This is a genomic window from Aquimarina megaterium XH134 (assembly GCF_000520975.1).
Taxonomy (GTDB): Bacteria; Bacteroidota; Bacteroidia; order Flavobacteriales; family Flavobacteriaceae; genus Aquimarina; species Aquimarina megaterium.
The window spans coordinates 1-332 of the sequence record NZ_JACB01000166.1; the positions used below are offsets into that span (position 1 = coordinate 1).

At 36.4% G+C, this 332-nt stretch carries 1 protein-coding gene; it reads left to right on the forward strand.

Annotation, left to right across the window (positions count from 1 at the left end):
- Nucleotides 1-332: BspA family leucine-rich repeat surface protein (locus Z053_RS29690; RefSeq protein WP_035097394.1), on the forward strand; the 332-nt coding region annotated here is incomplete at both ends.

The following is a 332-nucleotide window of genomic DNA, read 5'->3' on the forward strand; positions in this document are numbered from 1 at the left end:
AACAACTACCCCGAAGCATACTTATGTGGAGCCAGGTGTACATACTGTAGCTGTTTCTGGAGTACTACCTGCCATTAGATTTGAAAATCAATCTGGAGGTGGTGGTGATGAAAAAGAGAAAAATGGAGGAAAAGGTCCCGTTTTAAATGCTTCAAAACTACAAACGATAGAGCAGTGGGGAGATAATATTTGGGAATCTTTCGAAAGTGCTTTTTTCTCTTGTAAAAACATGACGTATAATGCTACCGACATACCAAATTTGTCTAAGGTAACAGATTTAAGATTTATGTTTTTTGGTTGTACTAAATTTGATGGGGATATTAATAATTGGG